The organism is Nonomuraea sp. NPDC052634, from assembly GCF_040678535.1.
Classification (GTDB): Bacteria; Actinomycetota; Actinomycetes; order Streptosporangiales; family Streptosporangiaceae; genus Nonomuraea; species Nonomuraea fastidiosa.
Genome location: NZ_JBFATY010000006.1, coordinates 193,854 through 214,183 on the forward strand (window position 1 = coordinate 193,854; position 20,330 = coordinate 214,183).

The 20,330-nt window shown below is 72.2% G+C and carries 15 protein-coding genes and 1 pseudogene; 4 read left to right on the forward strand and 12 right to left on the reverse strand.

What is annotated here, in order from left to right; translation table 11 throughout:
• Positions 1–234 precede the first annotated feature (234 nt).
• Positions 235–1,086: an IclR family transcriptional regulator gene (locus AB0K67_RS26180; RefSeq protein ID WP_364065228.1), complete on the forward strand. Its 852-nt coding sequence runs from the start codon at positions 235–237 to the stop codon at positions 1,084–1,086.
• 21 nt (positions 1,087–1,107) lie between these two features.
• On the opposite strand, the pseudogene AB0K67_RS26185 reads toward AB0K67_RS26180, so the two are convergent.
• The 11 genes and pseudogenes from AB0K67_RS26185 to AB0K67_RS26235 all read right to left on the reverse strand — a co-directional run.
• Positions 1,108–1,386, reverse strand: a pseudogene (locus AB0K67_RS26185) (SDR family oxidoreductase); the annotation flags it as partial.
• Positions 1,383–2,633, reverse strand: a complete 1,251-nt coding sequence (locus AB0K67_RS26190) for a pectate lyase (RefSeq protein WP_364065231.1) — start codon at positions 2,631–2,633, stop codon at positions 1,383–1,385. The pseudogene AB0K67_RS26185 and the gene AB0K67_RS26190, both read right to left, overlap by 4 nt.
• A 333-nt stretch (positions 2,634–2,966) precedes the next feature.
• Positions 2,967–3,935: a CapA family protein gene (locus tag AB0K67_RS26195; protein ID WP_364065234.1), complete on the reverse strand. Its 969-nt coding sequence runs from the start codon at positions 3,933–3,935 to the stop codon at positions 2,967–2,969.
• 582 nt (positions 3,936–4,517) lie between these two features.
• Complete coding sequence (locus AB0K67_RS26200) at positions 4,518–5,246, reverse strand: protein-L-isoaspartate(D-aspartate) O-methyltransferase (RefSeq protein ID WP_364065237.1); 729 nt, start codon at positions 5,244–5,246, stop codon at positions 4,518–4,520.
• 259 nt (positions 5,247–5,505) lie between these two features.
• Positions 5,506–6,966, reverse strand: a complete 1,461-nt coding sequence (locus AB0K67_RS26205) for a glycoside hydrolase family 43 protein (protein ID WP_364065239.1) — start codon at positions 6,964–6,966, stop codon at positions 5,506–5,508.
• A 211-nt stretch (positions 6,967–7,177) separates the two neighbouring features.
• Complete coding sequence (locus AB0K67_RS26210; protein ID WP_364065242.1) at positions 7,178–8,662, reverse strand: alpha/beta fold hydrolase; 1,485 nt, start codon at positions 8,660–8,662, stop codon at positions 7,178–7,180.
• A gap of 99 nt (positions 8,663–8,761) precedes the next feature.
• Complete coding sequence (locus tag AB0K67_RS26215) at positions 8,762–9,760, reverse strand: LacI family DNA-binding transcriptional regulator (protein ID WP_364065245.1); 999 nt, start codon at positions 9,758–9,760, stop codon at positions 8,762–8,764.
• A 101-nt stretch (positions 9,761–9,861) separates the two neighbouring features.
• A complete protein-coding gene (locus AB0K67_RS26220; RefSeq protein WP_364065248.1) occupies positions 9,862–11,391 on the reverse strand; it encodes an alpha-L-arabinofuranosidase C-terminal domain-containing protein in 1,530 nt (509 codons plus the stop codon).
• 355 nt (positions 11,392–11,746) lie between these two features.
• Entirely contained in the window at positions 11,747–12,226 is a 480-nt protein-coding gene (locus AB0K67_RS26225; protein ID WP_364065251.1) for a hypothetical protein, read from the reverse strand.
• Positions 12,223–12,741: a sigma-70 family RNA polymerase sigma factor gene (locus AB0K67_RS26230; protein ID WP_364065254.1), complete on the reverse strand. Its 519-nt coding sequence runs from the start codon at positions 12,739–12,741 to the stop codon at positions 12,223–12,225. Before AB0K67_RS26230 ends, AB0K67_RS26225 begins: the two co-directional genes overlap by 4 nt.
• Before the next feature lie 70 nt (positions 12,742–12,811).
• Positions 12,812–13,438 (reverse strand): hypothetical protein, encoded by a 627-nt coding sequence (locus tag AB0K67_RS26235; RefSeq protein ID WP_364065257.1) that lies wholly within the window; start codon positions 13,436–13,438, stop codon positions 12,812–12,814.
• Between the two features lie 193 nt (positions 13,439–13,631).
• On the opposite strand from AB0K67_RS26235, the gene AB0K67_RS26240 reads away from it, so the two are divergent.
• Together AB0K67_RS26240 and AB0K67_RS26245 are read left to right on the forward strand one after the other, a co-directional pair.
• Entirely contained in the window at positions 13,632–14,225 is a 594-nt protein-coding gene (locus tag AB0K67_RS26240; RefSeq protein WP_364065260.1) for a histidine phosphatase family protein, read from the forward strand.
• 71 nt (positions 14,226–14,296) lie between these two features.
• Entirely contained in the window at positions 14,297–15,004 is a 708-nt protein-coding gene (locus AB0K67_RS26245) for an AraC family transcriptional regulator (protein WP_364065263.1), read from the forward strand.
• Here AB0K67_RS26245 and AB0K67_RS26250 read toward each other — a convergent pair.
• Positions 14,983–15,288, reverse strand: coding sequence for an SdpI family protein (locus tag AB0K67_RS26250; RefSeq protein ID WP_364065935.1), 306 nt, complete (start codon positions 15,286–15,288; stop codon positions 14,983–14,985). The two genes, AB0K67_RS26245 and AB0K67_RS26250, sit on opposite strands and share 22 nt — an antisense overlap.
• A 150-nt stretch (positions 15,289–15,438) precedes the next feature.
• Here AB0K67_RS26250 and AB0K67_RS26255 point away from each other — a divergent pair, with 150 nt between their 5' ends.
• Positions 15,439–20,157: a GH92 family glycosyl hydrolase gene (locus AB0K67_RS26255; protein WP_364065266.1), complete on the forward strand. Its 4,719-nt coding sequence runs from the start codon at positions 15,439–15,441 to the stop codon at positions 20,155–20,157.
• Positions 20,158–20,330 lie beyond the last annotated feature (173 nt).

Sequence of the window (20,330 nt, forward strand, 5' to 3'; positions counted from 1 at the left end):
GGCTTTCATGAGGCGGAAGGGCCGCTTGAAGGGGCTCGTCAAGGCCCGCCGGGCCTGCCTTCTGGGCCGGTGGACGAGGCATTTGCGAGCACGCGAAAAGGCCGGGCGGAAAGGCGGTTCCCGCGTACGGGACGACAATTCAGAGAGATTTCTGTGCACTATCGGTGAGTTGTCGGCTTGGGTAGCCTGTGTTAACACTCACGTAACCCGATCAACGGACAGGCAGGTGAGCAGGTGACTGTCCTGGCAGACCGGTCCGCGGAGTCCCATCGCCTGACATCGGCGCAGCGAGTGCTGTCCATACTCGGCGTGTTCGACGCCGAGAACCTGGCGCTGTCGCTCAGCGAGATCAGCCGCCGGTCCGGTCTCACGCTCAGCACCACCCACCGGCTGCTCAACGAGCTGCGCTGCTGGGGCGCGCTCATCCGGCACAGCGACGGCAAGTACAGCATCGGCCTGCGCATCCTGGAGCTGGGCACGCTGGCGCCCCAGGGCGGTCGGCTGCGCGAGATCGCGCTGCCGTACCTGCACGACCTTCAGCACGCGCTGCGCGCCAACATCCACCTCGGCGTGCCCGACGGGCATGACGTGATCTACGTCGAGTCGCTGCGCGCCCGCGACACCGTCCCCGTGCCGAGCCGTCAGGGCGGGCGCTGGCCGCTGCACGCCACCGGCAGCGGGCTGGTGCTGCTGGCGTACGCGCCGCAGGAGTTCCAGGAGGAGCTGCTGGCCTCCGAGCTGCGCAGCTACACCGCGAAAACGCTGACCGACCCCGACGAGCTGCGGCGCTTCCTCGCCGAGGTGCGCAGGTCGGGGGTGGCCGTCGTGGAGAGCCAGCTCACCTACGGGGTGATGGCCGTGGCCGTGCCGATCAGGGGGCCGCGCGACAAGGTGGTGGCTGCGGTCGGCGTCACCGTGCCGAGCGGCTCCGCCTCACCGCACGCGCTGATCCCGGCGATGACGACGACCGCGCGCAGCATCTCGCGTGCGCTCGGCGCGCCCTCGGCCGGGGCTCCGGCGCCGCGCCCGCACTGGCGGGTACACGAGGCCACCCGCCCGCTCACTCCCCCGGGGGCCCGGAGGTGACCGGCTCGCTGTCGTAGTGAGGTTGACGGTCATGAGCCGGTCGTAGTGCTCGGGCGTGGTGTCGAACACGCCGCTGCGGTCGCCGGACGCGACGCAGTTGACGGCCGCGTCGAGCGTGCCGAACGCGACCACTGTCTCGGCGACCGCGTCCGCGCAGGCCTGGTCGGAGGTGACGTCGGCGATGACGGGGACGGCCGTGCCGCCCTCCCCGGCGATGGCTCTCACAGTACGTGCGGCGGCCTCGGCACCCCGGGCCGGGCGGGCGCCCTCACCCGCCCGCCCGCCTCGCACGCTTCTCACCGGTAGGTGATGTCGGATTCGCGGTAGAGGCAGTGGGTGCCATCGGGGCCGGAGCCGATCTTGGTGGGTTCCTGGCCCTTGGGGACGCCCTTGTAGCGCTCGCAGATGGTGGCGCTGCCGTATACGGTGATCCGGCTGAAGCGGGCGGTGTCGCCCCAGTTGGAGTTGATGCCGGCCAGCACCTTGGTGGAGCGGGCGGTGATGCCGTCCATCACCACGTGCCGCTGGTAGGAGGTCGAGCAGTTGCCGCAGGCCCGGTAGAGCTTGCCGGAGTTGTGCACCTGGAAGTTCTTGATGGTCAGCGTGCCGGCGCCGTTGTGCTGGAACACCTTGTCGCTGCCGGACTTCGCGCCGCCGCCGTCCACCAGGTACGTGGCCGAGGAGCTGGAGCTCTTGAACGTGGCGGCGTCCTCGCCGACGTCGTTCCACCAGACGTTGCGGATCGTGCAGGAGCCCTCGCAGTGGATGCCGTCGCCCGCGGGGGCGTCGATGATGACGTTCTGGATGGTGCCGCCGTTCGGCACGACGAACATCGGGTCCTGGCTCTCGCTCTGGCCGCCGTCGCCGATGCCGTAGTAGCGCTTCATCCCGCCGTCGAAGAACGAGCCGAGCCGCTGGGTCTCGGTCAGGCGCACGCTGCCGGTGTCGGACGGCCACGGGCCGCTGCCGTCACCGTCGCCGCTGGTCGGCGTCACGGTAGGGGTGGGGTTGGGGCCGGGGTTGCCGCCGCCTGCCGCCCTGAGCGTCCACTGCTTGGTGGCGGCCGAGTCGCAGGAGTTCTGTTGCAGCGCGGCACCTGACGAGGTGGAGTTGTCCTTGACGTTGAGGCACTTGCCGCCGTTGGAGTTGACGACCCGGTAGTTCGAGCCGGACTCGGTGAGCTGCCAGGTCTGGGAGGCGGCGCCCGTGCACGTCTCCTGCTGCACGGCCTTGCCCGCGCTGGTGGAGGCGTCCTTGACGCCGAGGCACTTGCCACTGTGCGCGGCCTTGATCTGGTAGCCGCCGCCGGACGCGGTGACCGCGAACACCTGCCCGGCCCCGCCCGAGCAGGACGCCTGCACGAGCTGGACGCCGTCGCCGGTGCTCTGCCCCGGCACCGCGGCGCACAGGCCGCTGCCGGCGTTGACCAGCGTGTAGTTCCCGTTGGACGGTGCCGCCGATGCGGCGGTGGCGAGCACGGTCACCATCCCGCTGCCCGCGACGAGCGCCGCGGCCAGCGCGGTGGCCAGCCTCCTGTTTTTACGCACGGTGAACTCCCTCTCGCGATACGGCATGGGGCATCGAGCGGCGCGCCCGGTGTCCGGCGCCGCCTGGGGAGCGGCTTGGCAAGCGCTTACCGACTTACGGTAAGCGCTTTCCCGTCCGCAGGAGCAGTGAAGCACAGGGCCGCAAGCCCGCAAAGCACACCGCTTGCGGATGGGGGCGTCATCGCAGGTCAGATGCTGTGCGCCAGTTGCAGGACGGCGCTGAAAGTTTCATGGCCGCCCTGTGGCCCGGTGAGACCCGCCCTGCCGAGGACGAACGCTCGCCGCGGCCACCGGAGCGCGAGGCTTGACGGGCGTCCGTTGGGCAGTGCGGGGTCAGCGGAGGTCGACCAGGAGGCTGCCGTCCTCCCACACGACCTTCGTGCCCAGCGCGGCGCAGACCGCCGTGAAGCGGCTCGCCAGCCAGGCCCGCTCGTCGCCCCTGGCCAGGGTCGTACGGCAGTAGTCGAGCTTGAGCGGCACCGCGCGCAGCTGGAGCGGCCCGAGCTCGTCGATGGTGACCAGGAACAGCAGCGACAGGTCGTTGCGCAGGTCGGGGTCCACGGCGTAGTCGTCGAGGAAGTCGCCCATGTCGTACAGGACGGGCGGCGCCACCCCGTGCGGGACGTGCGCGGAGTGCCCGGCGATCAGCGTGGCGCCGGCGCCGGCCAGGATGCTCGCGGCGGACCGGATGTACGGCAGCGGCTCGGTCGTCATGTTCGGCCCCCAGTGCGGGCTGACCAGCACGACGTCCGCCTCCGCCCGCGCCCCGGACACCGTGCCGGTCAGCCAGGAGGGCACCCCGGCGGGCAGGTCCGCGTAAGCCACGCCGGGCCGTTGGGATGTGGCCGCGAAGTCGTCGGGATGGTCGGTCACGGAGATCACGGCCAGGCGCAGTCCGCCCACGTCGAGCAGCACGGGCTCGCGCGCCTTCTCCAGGTCGGGCCCGGCTCCGGCGGCGCGGATCTCCACCCGTCGCAGGTGGGCGAGGGTGTCCAGGAGCGCGTCGTACCCGAAGTCGAGCGCGTGGTTGTTGGCCAGCGTCACGCAGCCCACGCCCAGCTCGGCGAGCAGGTCGGCGGCTCGCGGCGGGCCGCGGAAGTGGAAGATCTTGCCCGGCGCCGGCCACGGGCTGCCGCGATCGGACAGGCAGCATTCGAGGTTGAGCAGCGTGAGATCGGCCTCGGAGAGGTACGCCCGGACCGCGTCCGACACGTAGTCCCCGGGGTCGGTGGACTTCGCCAGCAGGTCGGCGACGCCCCGGCCGAGCATCGTGTCACCCGCCAGCGCAAGCGTGACGCTCACCTGGCTCCCCTTCCCACCCCACCACCCCCAAACCCGCCCCGAGGGGCCGGACCAGCGGGGGGCGCGGCGGCCCCTCCGCGCCCCCGCAGCGGCCCAGGCTTTGAGAGCGAGGCGTACCAGGAGGCGCTGACCGTCAACCGTCAGCCGCATCGCAGATCGCCCGCGCGCCGCCGCGCCGTCCGCCGTCGCCATGCCGCCGTCATGCCGTAGCCGGGTCCGGATGAGCGCGCGCACCCAGTGCGCCGCCCTCCCATCCCCCCGCGCCGTCAGGGCACGCCAGGCCCGCACTGTCCGGGGGGCGGTTCGCCTGTAACGGTCGAGGGGCGCCACGCTCCCACCGTCGAGGCATGCCACGCCCGTGCCGTCAAGTGGCTCCACCCCCGTGCCGTCAGGAGGTCGCTCGACAGCGCCGTCACGGGGCGCCATCCCCCCACCCCCGAAGGGGGCGCCACGCCCGTGCCGTCGCGAGGTGGCTCTCCCGCGCCGTCGGGGGCTCTCCCGCGCCGTTGCGGAGCGGCACGCCCACGCCGACGGGAGCGGCCCCCGGCCATCCAAGGGAACGGCGACGGCTGCTTCCTCCCCTTACGGGCCGGGGATGAGGGGGACGAAGGATGCGGGTGTCACCTCACGGATCTGCGCCAGCCGTCCGCGTCGCTTGGTGAAGAGCGTGACGATGTCGGCGATCTGCCCCATGACGGGCATGATGAGGCGGCCGCCCTCGGTGAGCTGCTCGGCCAGCGGGGCGGGCACCTCGGGGGCGGCGGCGGAGACGATGATGCCCTCGTACGGCGCGTGCTCGGGCAGCCCGGCGGTGCCGTCACCGACCAGCACTTCGACGCCGGTGATGCCCGCGGCGGCGAGGTTGGCGCGGGCGTGCGCGGCGAGGTCGGGCAGGCGTTCGACGGAGTAGACGCGCCAGGCGAGCCGGGCCAGCAGCGCGGTCTGGTAGCCGTAGCCGGTGCCGATCTCCAGGACGGTCTCGCCGCCCGACAGCCGCAGCGCGTCGATCATCTGGGCGACCAGGGACGGCTGGCTGGTGGGCTGGCCGTGGGCGAGCGGGATGGGCTCGTCCGCGTAGGCGCGCGCCACTGAGCGCGGCGGCACGAACAGCTCGCGCGGCGTTGCGGCGATGGCCGCAAGCAGGCGCAGGTCGCGCACACCGACCTCCTCCGCCGCCACCACCAGGTCGGCGGCGCGGCAGTCCCGTCCGGCGGCCTCGGCCAGGTCCAGGGCATGCGGGTCCCCCGCCCGCCTCGCCGCCCTGATCAGGCTCCGGAGGCGGGGGTCCCCCGCCTGCCTCGCGGCCGTCATCACGCGCTCCCCCAACGACCGTCATCTCTCCGCCACACGGCTGACACCAGGTCCCCGTCACGACCGCGACCAGTACCCGTCCCGGCCGCCGGCGGGTACCTCCGCCGACCGGCAGCGAGGTCCCCGCCTCGGCCGTGACCAGGGTCTACGCCCGGCCCGGGTCGGCGGGCAGGGCCGCCGCCCGCCGATGAGAGGCGCCGTGCGGCGTCGCTTCCGGCCGTGCAAGCCCCCTACCCGTGAGGGCCGGTCTCACCGCTCGTCAGCCGGTGACCTGCCGCCAGGTGGCGTCGGCGCGGGCCTGCGCGTCGTTGATCGGGTCGAGCCGTAGCAGGTAGTCGTAGTGGCGCAGGTAGCGGTCGGGGTAGTTGACCGACTGGTACGAGGTCCACGAGGAGTCGGCGAGCCCGGCGACCGGCCGGAACGTGGCGTCGGCGGCGAAGGTGCCGCTGCCGTCGTCGGCGGCCAGCGTCAGGTCGAAACCGTAGTGGCGCAGGTAGTAGCCGGGGTAGTTGACCGAGGCGAACGACACGGTGCCGGACCCGCCGGCCAGTCCGGGCACCAGGCGGAACTGGGCGTCCTGGGCGGGGCTGACGTTCGCGTCGATGCGTACGTCGAAGTCGGCGTGCCGGATGTAGCGATCCTGGAAGTTGTAGGACTGGATGCGGCTGATGGGCACATTGTCGCCCCAGCGGCCGAGCACCCGGCTCTCCTCGGCGGCGGTGATGCTGAGTATCGAACCGTGCCGCTTGCGGTTGCCGCCCATGGAGTAGTCGCTGCGGGTGCGGAAGTTGCGGGTGCTGCCGAGGTCGGTGGAGGTGATGGGCATGTAGCCGCGGCCGGTGGCGAACTGGTCGAGCCACAGCGCCCATTCGTCGCGGTCGTTGAAGCGGGCCCACATGGGGCCTTCGACGACGGTGCCGCCGCCGGTGCCGTTGGTGATGCCCATGTGGGAGAGGTCGCCGAGGGTCGTCCATGTGCCGAGGATCGAGTCGGACGCCTCGATCGTGATGTGGCCGTCGGCGGAGGCCCGGTAGTAGCGGTATCCGCCGGCGCCGCTGGGCACCTCGATGATCTGGGTGTCGATGATGCCCTGGGTGCCGCCGCGCTCGATGTAGAGCTGAGGCGTGGTGAAGGAGCGGAAGTCGCTGGTGCGGACGTACCAGATGCGGTGTTTCTTGACGCCGTTGACGGGCGAGTTGGTGGCCCAGTAGAGCACGTAGTCGCCGGTCGCCGGGTTGTAGATGGCTTCGGGCGCCCAGGCGTTGCCCGCGCCGGGGATGGCGCCGGCCACGTTGATGAGCCAGGGGGACGACCAGTTCACGAGGTCGCGCGACTCCCACACGACGAGCGAGGTGCTGCCGCGGTTGGCGGCGTCGTCCCAGGAGGTGCCGCCGGCGATGCGCAGGTCGGTGGCGACGATCCAGTAGCGGTCGCCGTTCGGGGAGCGGACGAGCGAGGGGTCGCGCACGCCGCGGGTGCCGACGGTGGAGCGTAAGACGACTTGCCCGTTGTTGAGGTCGGTCCAGTGCAGGCCGTCGTCGCTGTGGGCGAGGTAGATCTGCTCGCCGTTGGCGGACTCGCCGGTGAAGTGGGCCATGAGGTAGCCGGTGAACGGTTCGAGCGCGGTGGCCCGCTTGGGGGCGACGGCGGCCAGGCAGGTGAGCAGGAGGCAGGCCGTGGCGAGCACCACGGCGGTCCTGCGGGGCAGGGTCGCGGACATGCGTCTCCTTCTGAGGGGCACGACGCTTCTGTTAGCGTTAACATTCCTGCGCCGCCGGACAACGCATGCACATCGGCGGCGCCCTCAGTGTGATCGCCGGGCTCCGCAGGGTCAACGACTTCTGCAAACGGCTGCAAACGGCCGCGACACGGCGGAACGGGGCCGCGCGGCGCACTCGCGCGCGACCCCGTTCCCCGGGAAACGCCCGTCCTCAGCTCTTCGGCTGCGGCTCCTCGGCCGGGCAGCGGATGCCCCGCTTGGGCACGGTCAGCGAGATGAGGTAGGCGTCCATGACCTTGGTGGTGCACTCGGTCATGCCGTAGATGCCGTGGCCCCACCCCTCGTACGTGAGCAGCGTCGCCTTCGGGCCGAGCTGCCTGGCCACGTTCGCCGACCACTGGTACGGCGTGTCGGGGTCGTGCTTGGACGTGGCCACCAGCAGCGGCGCCTTGCCCTTGTAGCGCAGCCGGTGCTGCGCATTGGTCACCGGGTGGCCCTGGCAGATCGGCATGTCGCCCATCGGCATCGGGTTGTAGCGGACGTCGGGCGCCACCGCGTTGGCGGCCCGCATGATGGCGGCGTACTCCTTGTCGCGCAGGCCCAGGTCGAAGTCCTGGCACAGGATCGCGGTGGGCAGCTCGGCCCACCTGCCGTTCACCGGGCCGTTGCCGGGCGGGCCCGGCATGTCGTCCGGCACGGGACCGCCGTCCAGCGCGAGCAGCACCTGGGCCTCCAGATGCCAGTTCGGCGCCTCGTTCATGATCACGGCGAGCCAGAGCAGGTTGTGGGCGCTCACTTTGTCGTCGCCGCCCGGCCAGACGAGCTGTCCTCGCTCGGCCTTGGCGAGGAGCTTCTTCCACAGCGCGCGGATGTCGCGGCCGTTCAGGACGCAGTCTGCGGAGCGCTCGCACCAGGCCACGAACTCGTCGAAGCTGTCCTGGACGGTGGCCGCCTCGCTCACCTGGAACGCCTTGACGTTCAGGCTGTGATCCATGTTGCTGTCCAGCACCATGGCGCGGATGCGGTTCGGGAACAGCTCGGCGTACATCTGCTGGGCGAGCGTGCCGTAGGAGACGCCGTACGAGGTCAGCTTCGCTTCGCCCAGCGCGGCGCGGATGGCGTCCATGTCGCGGGCGACGTTGACCGAGTCGAGGTGGTCGTAGAGGGGGCCGGTGCGCTTGCGGCAGTCGGCGCGCAGCTTCTTGTCGAAGGCCAGCCACTTGTCGAAGTCGGCCTGGCTCTTCATCACCGGGTCCGGCATCTGGTTGTAGACCGAGGCGGTGCAGGTGACCGAGCCGCTGCGGGCGACGCCGCGCGGGTCGTAGCCGACGATGTCGAAGCGCTTTTGGATCTCCTCGCTGAACCCGCTGGGGCGCAGGATGCCGTCGACGCCGGAGTTGCCAGGACCGCCGGGGTTGGTGAGCAGCGACCCGATCCGCGCGGAGGGGTCCTTGGCCTTGCGCCGTGCCAGAGCCAGGTCGATGGTGGGCCCGTTGGGCTTGGACCAGTCGACGGGCACTTTCAGCGTGGCGCACTCGACGCTGGGCTCCTCCTTGCACGGCCGCCAGGTGACGCCGCGTTTGCCGACCGCGTCCGTGACGTCCTTGCCTGTCACCGACGCGGTCGCGATGGGGGCCGTCAGCGTGGTGCCCATCATCACGAGCGCGGTGGCGAGCAGGGAGGTCTTTCTCAGCACAGTTCTCCTAACGATGGGGGCCCCTCCGTGATCAATGACCCACGAATGTAACAGCCAAGAGGGGCACACCTGACATCAATTAAGAAAACGGGCAAATGACTACACGGTGGACTCGCGGCTCACCAGCTCGTACGGCGCCACGAACCGCCCCGTCGGCCGCCCGGGGTCGGCGATGCGGGCCGTCACCAGCTCGACCGCCTTCGCGGCCATCCAGGCGTGGTCGGGCGCCACGGTGGTGAGCGACGGCACCAGGTACGCCGCCTCCGCGATGTCGTCGAACCCGGCGAGCCGCACGTCGTCCGGCACCCGCAGCCCCGCGTCGGCCAGGCCGCGCAGCACGCCGATGGCGACGGTGTCGGTCACCGCCACCACGCCGTCGAACGGCCGCCCCGAGGAGGCCAGCCGGTGCGCCGCCTCCCGGCCCGCCTCCATGGTGAGCGTGTCCAGCTCCACGCGCAGCCCGGGGTCGGCGTCGAGGCCGCGGGCGGCCAGCGCCGACAGGTAACCGTGGTGGCGGGCGGTCACCATGTTCAGCCCCCAGTCGAGGCGGCCGGTGACGATCGCGACGGCGCGGCAGCCCCGGTCGAGCAGGTGGGCGGTGGCCGCCGCGGTGGCCTCCTCGTTCGGCATGGCGACATGGTCGAAGCGCCCGGCGAAGTCCTGCTCGCCGAGCATGACGATCGGATGGTCGCCCTCGGGCGGCACCCGCTCGCGGCCGTCCAGCCCGACCGCGCTGAGGATCAGCCCGTCGAACTGCAGCGTCCGCGCGTGGGCGATCGCGTCGATCTCGCCGGACGCCGCCGCCCCGGTCTGCTCGATCGCGACGTGGAAGCCGCGCCGCCCGGCCGCCTCGATGACGTGGGAGGCGAGCCGCCCGAAGTAGGGCCGGTCGATCTCGGGCACGGCCAGCCCGATCACGCCGGTGCGCCCCGACCTGAGCGTGCGGGCCGAGACGTTGACCCGGTAGCCCGAGCGCTCGATGGCCTCGCGCACGCGGCGGCGCACCGGCTCGCTGACTCCGCCGCGGTTGTTCACCACGTTGGAGACCGTCATCTTCGACACCCCGGCCAGCCGGGCGACGTCGTCCATCGTCACCATGCCGCCGAGAGTAGCGCCGCGGCTCAGGCCGGGCGCGCCTGCACGGCGGCGAAGGCTCAGGATGGGCTCGCCTCGACGGCGAAGGCTCAGGCCAGGCGCGCTCAGGCCAGGCGCGCTTCCACGGTGACGAAGGAGTGTGCCGGCAGGTGCACGCGCAGCCCGGACGCGGTCGCCGTGACCTGCTCGTGCAGGCGCGGCGCCACCGCTTCGGGCGCGTCCGGGGTGTTGTGCGCGCGCAGCTCACCGGCGGTGAGGATGCGGGCGCGCGGCTCGGCGATCGCGCCGCCGCGCAGGTCCAGCTCGACGTCGGCGGCCTCGCCCGCGTCCACGTTCGACAGCGACACCAGCAGCCTGCCGTCCTTCCTGCTGGCCGACAGCGACACCGTGCGCAGCTCCGTCCCGTCCACCTGCCGGGCGGGCAGGCCGCCGGGCAGGTCCACCCGCAGCGAGGCGGCGTCCTGGTGGCCCTTGTTCATCTCGAACACGTGGTACGTCGGCGTGCGCACCAGCGCGCCCGAGTCGGGGTCGGTGAGGATCATCGCCTGCAGCACGTTCACGGTCTGCGCGATGTTGGCCATGACCAGGCGGTCGGCGTGCTTGTGGAAGACGTCGAAGTGCAGGCTCGCCACGAGCGCGTCGCGCAGCGTGTTCTGCTGGTAGAGGAAGCCGGGGTTGGTGCCGGGCTCGACGTTCCACCAGGTGCCCCACTCGTCCAGCACCAGGCCCACGTTCTTGCCCGGGTCGTAGCAGTCCATCACGTTGGAGTGACCGGTGATCAGCTCGTCCACGCGGGCGGCCTGCACCATCGTGCGGTAGTGGTCGTCCACGCCGAACTCGGTGGCCGAGCCCTTGTCCTGCCAGGTGCCGGGGATCGTGTAGTAGTGGAACGACAGCGCCTGCATGAACGGCGCCGGCCGGTAGGCGCAGCCCAGCTCGCCGAGCTGCTTCATCAGCGTCTCGGTCCAGGCGTAGTCGGCGCCGTTGGCCCCGGCCGCGATGCGGTAGAGCTTGTTGTCGCCGTGGTCGCGGCAGTAGGTGCCGAAACGGCGGGCCTCGGCGGCGTACTGCTGGGCGCTCATGTTGCCGCCGCAGCCCCACGCCTCGTTGCCCAGTCCCCAGAAGCGCACCCGCCACGGCTTCTCGCGCCCGTTGGCCTTGCGCAGCCGCACCATCGGCGAGTCGCCCTCGCGGGTCAGGTACTCGACCCAGTCGCTCATCTCCCGGACGGTGCCGGAGCCGACGTTGCCGCTGATGTACGGCTCCGCGCCGAGCAGCTCGCACAGCGCCATGAACTCGTGGGTGCCGAAGTGGTTGTTCTCCTCGACGTTGCCCCAGTGGGTGTTGACCATGACGGGACGGCTCTCCTTGGGGCCGATGCCGTCCATCCAGTGGTACTCGTCGGCGAAGCAGCCGCCGGGCCAGCGCAGGTTGGGGATGTTCAGGGCGCGCAGCGCCTCGACGACGTCGAGCCTGATGCCGCCCTCGTTGGGCAGGTCGCTGTCCTCGCCCACGTAGAAGCCGCCGTAGATGCAGCGGCCCAGGTGCTCGGCGAAGTGGCCGTACAGGTGGCGGCTGATCACGGGACCTGGGACGTCGACGTTGATGATGGCGGACACGGTGACAGGGCTCATCGAACGCTTTCCTCGCGGTTAGGGTGCCGGTCGGAGCGACTTTATCGATAAACCTCCCTCCTTGACCATCCCCGGACACCAGTGCAGACCCTGGACTTCCAGGGACGGCGCACCCGCACCGTCCGGGTCAGCACGCCGCTCTCGCTTTCCCGAGGCAACGCTCACCGCTCCACCTCCCAGCGCGCGCCCGCCGCCCGAGCGGCGGGCGAAGGCGAGCAGCAGCGCTTCGAGCGCGGCAACCCGGTAGCGCGGTAGCGCTGCGGGCGGCGGCAGGGCGGGGCGAGAGGCAGCGGCGCAGTGGCACGGCGGGCGGCGGCGCCCCGGTGGCGCGGCGGCATGGCGGCGTGGCGGCGGGTCAGGTGCCGCCGGTCAGGTCGCGCCGGCGGCGTAGCAGCGCAGCGCGCTGGACGTGCGCCCTGACGGTCAGCGCCAGCGCCACCACGACGACCGGCGCACCGGCCCCCAGCGCCACCCCGAGCCCTTCGCCGCGCTGGACGGCCAGCACGATGAGGAGCGTGGTCGTCGAGGCGGAGGCGACCAGCGCGAGCCACCCGGCCACCACCCGGTCGGTCGCGAACAGCGCCACCCGCCGCCGCAGCAGCCACCCGCCGTAGCAGGCCCAGCCCAGGCAGAACGCGGCGAGCAGGCCGAACGCCAGATGCGTGCGTCCCGGCAGCGGCCCGGGCTCGGTCGCCCACAGCCCCACGACGAACAGCGCGCCCGCCACCCCGGCGATCAGCGCGGCCATCGCGCGGATGCGCCGGGCGGGCGACAGCGCGGGTTCGAGCCGTTCCAGCAGTTCACGCGCCGGCAGGCGCGGCTCCTCGTTCGTCATGGCCGGTACCCCTTCTCCTCCAGGCGGGCGCGCATCAGCCGCCGCGCCCTGCTCAGCCGGGACTTGACCGTGCCCGCCGGGATTCCGCAGATCTGCGCGCAGTCCTCGACGGGCAGGTCCTCCAGGTAGTGGAGGACGAGGATCTCCCGCTCGGGCGGAGGCAGCAGCGCCAGCGCGGCGATCAGCTCGGCGCGGTCGAGCGCCGCGCCCGCCGGGTCGGCGGCGGTCTCGTCCCCGGCCGGGGCGGGCGGCTCGGCGTACCGGCCGCGCAGCCGGTCCATGACGGACCTGCGGGCGATGGTGAACAGCCAGGGCGCGAACCTGTCCGGCTCGCGCAGGCGCGGCAGGCCGCGCACCACGGCCAGCCATACCTCCTGGCTCACGCCGTCGGCCCGCTCGGCGTCCAGCATGCGCCGCACGTACGTCCACACCGGCGTGCGCCAGCGGGACACGAGCTCGGCCAGCGCGTCCCGCTCACCTAGCTGGGCGCGTACGACCAGCAGCTCATCGGTCATCTCGTCCTCCTGTCACCCTGCTCAGTCGGGCGGGAGGCCGATCCGGTTCACGGGGCGGTTCAGCAGCCGGTCATTCTGCGGCGCAGACGGGCGCGAGGGCCAGGGTCAGGGCGTCGCGGTGCAGGCGGTCGAGCCCGGCGCGGGTCTCGGCGGCGCGGCGGGCCTCGGCGAGGGCGGGCGTGCAGCGCCGCGGCACCCCGCGTACCGGCTCGGTCTCCTTGAGCAGGCGGAGCAGGCGCGGGGTCAGCAGGTCGAGCCGCGGGCGCACGTCGGCGGCCAGGTCGGGGCGCGGGTGCGGGAGCAGGGCGGGGCGGGCCCGCCAGCGTTCGTGCAGGCCGCGCCGCACGTGCTCGGCCGCCGCGATCTGGGCGCGGAAGAACCCCACGCCGGTCGGGACGGGCAGGCCGATCTCGACGGAGTGCTCGGCCACGGCGTCGAGCAGCTCGCGCTGCCCGGCCGGGTCGGCGACGAGCGTGGCGGTGCCGAATTCGGCGGCGGCGACCGCGTCGGCGAGCAGCAGCCGGCGTACGGTCAGGTCGGCCAGCTCGGGCAGCTCCTCGAGCCCTGCGGGTCCGGGCAGCGCCGGGTCGTCGGCGGCGGTGCGCCCGGATCCCTGGGTGGGCGCGGTGGTGACGGCGAAGAGTACGGCGGCGATGGCCGCGGCGTGGCAGGCCAGGGGTAGCGCCTGACGAGGCATGAGGACGACTCCTGTGCGTGAATCCTTGACAACGCACCGTACATGCCCTCGGCGCCGGTCCACCATCCGCCCATGCGCCTCGTGACGGCGAGGACACCCCGGCATGGCCGTTTCAGGACGATTCACCGCGCAAAATCCGCGACTTATGACAAACTTCCCTCTCACCTATCATCTCACCCATCAAGGTGCAAAGGTGGCGAATCGCTATCTGTATCTGGCACGGCACGGCGAGGCGATCGACGAGGGCGAGCTGAGCCCGATCGGGCGCGAGCAGGCCGAGCTGCTGGGACGGCGGCTGGCGGAGCACCCCATCACGGCGGTGCACCACAGCCCGCTCCCCCGGGCCGCGGCCACCGCCGAGATCGTGGCCGCCCATCTGCCCGGCGCCGCCGTACGATCCGGCGAGGTGTACGGCGACTACGTGCCCGCCGCGCCCCCGCGCGAGGAGCTGCCGCCCCGGCACGCCGCGTTCCTCGACGGCTTCACCGAAACGGAGCTGGCCTCGGGCCCGCCGCTGGCCGCCGAGGCGATCGCCCGGCACGCCGGCCCGGCCGCCGCCGAGACCCACGAGCTGATCGTGACGCACAACTACCTCATCGCCTGGTTCGTCCGGCACGCGCTGGGTGCGCCCGACGCCCGGTGGATGGGGCTCAACCAGGGCAACTGCGCGCTCACCGCGATCCTCTACCGTCCCAAGGCGCCGCCGTCGCTGCTGTTCTTCAACGACATGAGCCACCTGCCCCCGGATCTGCGCTGGACCGGCTTCCCCGCAGCGCTGCGGGCGTGAGCCGTCTACGGTTGGAACTGCGACGCCCGGCACGACCCTCGGGCGCGGCCACGGAAGGAAGCGACCCCGCCATGGGCCTGGAGATGGAGAGCCGGCGCTCCGACTCGCCGTACATCGAGCGGGTCTGGCGCAGCCGCAGCAGCGGCGTCTCGCAGATGCTGTCGGTCGCCTCCGCCCGCCTTGAGCTGGTCTTCTGGGAGCAGCAGGGCCGGATGAACGTGGCCGTGCAGGGGCCGGAGACGCGGGCGAGCCGGGCGCCGGTGCCCGAGGAGGCCACGTTCATCGGGATCAGCTTCGCGCTGGGCGTGTCGATGCCGCACCTGCCGCTGGCGGAGCTGGTGGACGGCAACCTGGTGATCCCCGGAGCCACGCGGCGCTCGTTCCACCTGAAGGGGTCGTCGTGGCAGGTGCCGGGCTTCGACGACGCCGAGTCGTTCGTGGAGCGGCTGGTGCGCGCGGAGGTGCTGGTGCGCGATCCGCTGGTGGCCTCGGGCGGAGGCCCGGTGTCCATGGTGTCGGAACGTACGGTGCAGCGGCGCTTCCTCGCGGCCACCGGGCTGACGAGGAACGCGGTCCGGCAGATCGACCGCGCCAGGGCGGCGGCGGTGCTCATCCAGGAGGGGGTGCCGGCGGTCGAGGTCGTGCACCGGCTCGGCTACTTCGACCAGCCGCACCTGGCACGGTCGCTGGCCCGCTTCGTCGGCCGCACCGCCACCCGCCTCGCCGCGCCGGACGCGTCCGAGCCGCTCTCCCTCATCTACCGCAGCGAGGGGTTCTGAGGCGCGTCGTCCCCGTCGAGGCCGCGATGCGCCCACGCCGACCCGATCAGCAGGGTCGCGACGGTGACGACCGCGACGGCGATCACGGCGCCGTACATGCCGTCGCCTGAGACGAAGGACACGGCCGCGCCGGCCGCCAGGGCCACGGTGAGAAGGAACGCGATCGGCGCGAAGCGCCCGTGCACATGCCGCCACGCGGCATCGCTCGCCATGGAGCGCCGCGTCCGCAGGCCCGAACGTACCAAGCCGAAGCGAGACGGCCTGGAGCCCGCACGGAATCGCATCCACGAGCGCTTTCCGGGCGCTGTTTCACCGGCCTCGCGCCGCACGATTGACAACGATGTCTTGACAACGCGTTCACCGCTTGAAACTTTCCTTAGTGATCGGGGCTGACAACGTTGTCAAGCGATCCCGCGCAAGAAAGGTGACCCCCCGTGAAGCGCCCTCTCATCACGGCGGTCTTATCGCCCGTCGTCGCCCTCCTCATCGCCACCCCGGCCGCGTACGCGCTCTCGTCGGGAGCAGCGGGCCCCGAGCCCGTTCCCAACCCGGGACCGTCCGGCACCCCCGCACCCGGCCCCTCCTACAGCCCGCCGCCCGCCCCCGCGCCGTCCGAGCCGCCGCCGCCCGAGCAGGCGCAGCGCAGGGCCGCCCAGGACGGCCAGGCCCTGGCCAAGGACGAGGGCGCGGCCTTCGCCAGCTCCTTCGAACCCGGCGACCCCGCACCGGCCTGGACCGACACCTCCGAGAAGTCCCGAGGCGTCACCGGCGCCATGCCCGGCATCATCGAAGGCAGCATCGTCGAGAAGATCTCCCAGGTGACCTCCAGCGGCGAGAACGCCTCAGGCGGCGAGGTCCGCGAGAACCTGGCCGACAGTGACGCCGGCACCAAGTGGCTGGTCTTCTCCGGCACCGGCTGGGCCGCGTACGCGCTGTCGGAGCCCGTCGCGGTCACCCGCTACGCGCTGACCTCCGCCGACGACTCCCCCGAACGCGACCCGCGCGACTGGGAGCTGCAGGGCTCGCAGGACGGCACGACCTGGACGACGCTCGACACCCGCACCGGCGAGACGTTCACCGCCCGCCACCAGCGCAAGGAGTACCGCTTCCCCAACACCACCGCCTACGCCCACTACCGGCTGAACGTCACCCGCATCGGCGGCGGCTCGACGCTGCAGCTCGCCGAGTGGGAGCTGTCCGACGGCAGCACGGGCGCGCCACCGCCCAGCGACATGCGCAGCCGGATCGGCACCGGCCCCACCCGCGGCCACACCGCCAAGCCGCGCGCCGGCTTCACCGGCCTGCACGCGCTGCGCTACTCCGGCGGCACCACGCGCAAGAACGGCGGGCACGCCACCAACAAGGTGTTCGACGTGGACATCCCGGTCACGGCCACGACCGAACTGTCCTACGTGGTCTTCCCCGAGTTCACCGGCGCCGACCTGCGCTACCCCAGCACGTACGTCTCGATCGACCTGGCCTTCGCAGACGGCACCTACCTCAGCGACCTGAAGGCGACCGACCAGCACGGCGTCCGGCTCGACCCGCGCGCGCAGGGCGAGTCGAAGACCCTCTACGCCGACCAGTGGAACTACAAGCGGTCCAGGATCGGCGAGGTGGCCAAGGGCAAGCGCATCACGCGCATCCTGGTGGCCTTCGACACGCCCGCGGGCGAGGCCGGGTTCCGCGGCTGGGTGGACGACATCAGGATCGTCTCCGAGCGCAAGCGCCGCCCGTACGAGGGGCGCGGCGAGCGCCGCACCTCGCCGTCGCAGTACGTGGTGACCACCCGCGGCACCCACTCCACCGGCGGGTTCTCGCGCGGCAACACCTTCCCGGCCACGGCGGTGCCGCACGGCTTCACCTTCTGGACGCCGATGACCGACGCCGGCTCGACCCGCTGGCTGTACGAGTACCACCGTGGCAACAACGCCGCCAACCTGCCGGAGATCGAGGCGTTCACGGCCAGTCACGAGCCGAGCCCGTGGATCGGCGACCGGCAGACGTTCCAGTTCATGCCGTCGGCCGCCGAAGGGGTGCCCGACCCGTCGCGCACGGCCCGCGCGCTCCCCTTCCGCCACGAGCGCGAGGTGGCGAGCCCGCACCTGTACGCGGTCACGTTCGAGAACGGGCTGAAGACCGAGATCGCGCCCGCGGACCACGCCGCGCTGGCCCGCTTCACCTTCCCCGGCGACGCCGCCAAGCTGATCTTCGACAACGTCGACGACCGCGGCGGCCTCACCCTCGACGTCGAGAACGGCGTCGTCACCGGCCACTCCGACGTGCGCACCGAGTCGTCGAACGGCGCGACCCGCATGTACTTCTACGCCGTCTTCGACCGCCCGGTCACCGGCGGCGGCAAGCTGACCGGCCAGGGCCGCGACAACGTGCTCGGCTACCTCTCCTTCGACGCGGGCAAGAGCCGCCAGGTCAGCATGCGCATCGCGTCCTCGCTGATCAGCGTGGAGCAGGCGCGGAAGAACCTGGAGCTGGAGATCTCCGCGTCCGACACGCTGGAGAAGGTCAGCGAGCGCGCCCGCAAGGCGTGGGACGCCAAGCTCGGCGTCATCGAGGTGGAGGGCGCGAGCGAGGACCAGCTCGTCACGCTCTACTCGAACCTGTACCGGCTGTTCCTGTATCCGAACTCCGCGCACGAGAACACCGGCACCGCCGAGCGGCCCGTCTACCGGCACGCCGTGCAGTCCTCCACCTCCACCGACATCCCGGCCGAGCCGCGGGTGGCCGACGGGAAGGTGTACGTCAACAACGGCTTCTGGGACACCTACCGCACCACCTGGCCGGCGTACGCGCTGCTCACGCCGAAGGCGGCGGGCGAGATGGTGGACGGGTTCGTGCAGCAGTACCGGGACGGCGGCTGGATCGCCCGCTGGTCCGCGCCCGGCTACGCGGACGCGATGGTCGGCACCAGCTCCGACGTCGCCTTCGCCGACGCCTACCTCAAGGGCGTGTCCGGCTTCGACGCGAAGGAGGCGTACGAGGCGGCGGTGAAGAACGCCACCGTCACGCCGCCGGCCCGGCACGTGGGCCGCAAGGGGCTGTCCACCTCGGCCTTCCTCGGCTACACGTCGATCCAGTCGACCGGCGAGGCCATGTCGTGGGCGCTGGACGGCTACATCAACGACTTCGGCATCGCCAACATGGCCGAGGCGCTGGCCGCCCACGCCAAGGGCGCCGAGCGCGACCGCTACCTGGAGGAGGCCGAGTACTTCAGGAACCGGGCGCTCGGCTACGTGCACATGTTCGACCCGGCGACCCGCTTCTTCCAGGGCCGCAACGCCGACGGCTCCTTCCGCCGCCCGCCGCAGGAGTACGACCCGCGCGTCTGGGGCTTCGACTACACCGAGACCAACGGCTGGAACATGGCCTTCCACGTGCCGCAGGACGGCGCCGGCCTGGCCGCCCTCTACGGCGGCAGGGACGAGCTGGCGGCCAAGCTGGACGCGTTCTTCGCCGATCAGGAGACGGCGCTGTTCCCCGGCTCGTACAGCGGGGTCATCCACGAGATGCGCGAGGCCCGCGACGTGCGGATGGGCCAGTACGGGCACAGCAACCAGCCGTCGCACCACATTCCGTACATGTACACCTACGCGGGCCAGCCGTGGAAGACGCAGGCCAAGGTCCGCGAGGCGCTCTCGCGGCTGTACCTGGGCAGCGAGATCGGCCAGGGCTACGCCGGTGACGAGGACAACGGCGAGATGTCGGCCTGGCAGGTGTTCTCGGCGCTCGGCTTCTACCCGCTGCAGATGGGCAGCCCGTACTACGCGATCGGCTCGCCGCTGTTCGAGAAGGCGACGCTGCGCCTGGAGAACGGCAGGAAGCTGGTGATCAAGGCGCGCAACAACAGCGCGCGCAACGTGTACGTGCAGGGGCTGAAGGTCGACGGCAAGCCGTACGGCAAGACGTACCTGCCGCACGACCTGCTCGCCAAGGGCGCCGAGCTGGAGTTCGAGATGGGGCCGCGGCCGTCGCGCTGGGGCACCGGCAAGGACGCCGCGCCGCCGTCGATCAGCCGTGGCGACCGGGTGCCCGAGCCGCTGGGCGACCTGACGCGGCCCGCCGACGCGCCGGGCGAGGTCGCCGCGCTGTTCGACGACGACTCCGCGACCCGGGCGGCGCTGCCGGAGACGGTGACGTACGCGTTCGGCGAGCGGCGGCGGGCCGCCTTCTACACGCTGACCTCCGGCGCCGAGGAGGCCGGCGACCCGGCCGGCTGGGTGCTCGAAGGGTCGAACGACGGCACCCGGTGGAAGGTGCTGGACGAGCGGTCGGGCGAGAGGTTCGCCTGGCGGCTGCAGACCCGGCCGTTCAAGATTCCCAAGCCTGGCGCGTACGCGCAGTACCGGATCAGGTTCACCGGCGGCGGGTCGCTGGCGGAGATCGAGCTGCTCGCGCCCGCGCCGCCCGCGACCTCGCCGATCGCGCTGACCGCTCCCCCGGCGGTGGCCGGGCCCGGCGAGCAGGTGAGCGTGCCGGTGACCGTGGCCAACCACTCCCGCGGCTCCGCCAAGGGTCAGGTCGTCGCGGGCGTGCCCGAAGGCTGGACGGCCGAGCCCGCGTCGGCGGCGTTCGGGCCGCTCGCCTCGGGGGCGTCACAGACGGTGACGTTCCGGGTGAACGTGCCGGCCTCGGCCGCGCCCGGCGCGCATCGCGTACGCTTCTCCACCGCCGGCACCGGCCTCGGCGTCGCGGAGAAGCAGGTGACGGTCATCGTGATCGGCGACACCGTGGAGTTCACGCCCGGCACCGCGGCGGAGGAGCCGTGGCTGCTCGACGAGGACGGCTCGCAGCTCGACGGCGAGGTCTTCGACGGGCGGGCCCGCTTCACCGACGGCGACAGCCACGCCGTCTACCGCTTCGCGCCGCCGTCCGACGTGCGCGGCGGCACGCTCACGCTGGACATCGGCAACCAGTTCCTGGTGGACGTCTCCACCGACGGCGAGAACTGGCGGACGGTGCTCCGGGAGAGCGAGAACGTGCGCGACCTGTCCAACCGCTCGCCTCGCACGCTCGACCTGGGCGAGCTGCTGGGCGACGGCCACACCTTCTACCTGCGGATCGGCGACAGCCGCCCGGAGGACGGCTGGGGCTCCTGGCTGGCCAGGGTCCGCCTCGACCTGACCCGCACCACCTGACCCCCGGCAAGGGGCCGCCCGCCGCTCCGGCGCCTGACCGGCGCGGCGGGCGCCCCCGCACCCCATCTCACTGGAACGCGGGCGCGGCACCTCCCCGCGCCCCTCCTTGAACGGCCCACCGGTTTCGATCACCCCGACAGCCACTCCGCATCCCACGCCCCTTGCGCCCGCAC

Coding starts and splice junctions, on each gene's coding strand:
- AB0K67_RS26200 (WP_364065237.1), bottom strand. CDS start 5,246: ATGACGGCCGCGAGGCAGGCGGGGGACCCCCGCCTCCGGAGCCTGATC.
- AB0K67_RS26230 (WP_364065254.1), bottom strand. CDS start 12,741: ATGACCGATGAGCTGCTGGTCGTACGCGCCCAGCTAGGTGAGCGGGAC.
- AB0K67_RS26225 (WP_364065251.1), bottom strand. CDS start 12,226: ATGACGAACGAGGAGCCGCGCCTGCCGGCGCGTGAACTGCTGGAACGG.
- AB0K67_RS26235 (WP_364065257.1), bottom strand. CDS start 13,438: ATGCCTCGTCAGGCGCTACCCCTGGCCTGCCACGCCGCGGCCATCGCC.
- AB0K67_RS26250 (WP_364065935.1), bottom strand. CDS start 15,288: ATGCGATTCCGTGCGGGCTCCAGGCCGTCTCGCTTCGGCTTGGTACGT.
- AB0K67_RS26215 (WP_364065245.1), bottom strand. CDS start 9,760: ATGGTGACGATGGACGACGTCGCCCGGCTGGCCGGGGTGTCGAAGATG.
- AB0K67_RS26205 (WP_364065239.1), bottom strand. CDS start 6,966: ATGTCCGCGACCCTGCCCCGCAGGACCGCCGTGGTGCTCGCCACGGCC.
- AB0K67_RS26245 (WP_364065263.1), top strand. CDS start 14,297: ATGGGCCTGGAGATGGAGAGCCGGCGCTCCGACTCGCCGTACATCGAG.
- AB0K67_RS26220 (WP_364065248.1), bottom strand. CDS start 11,391: ATGAGCCCTGTCACCGTGTCCGCCATCATCAACGTCGACGTCCCAGGT.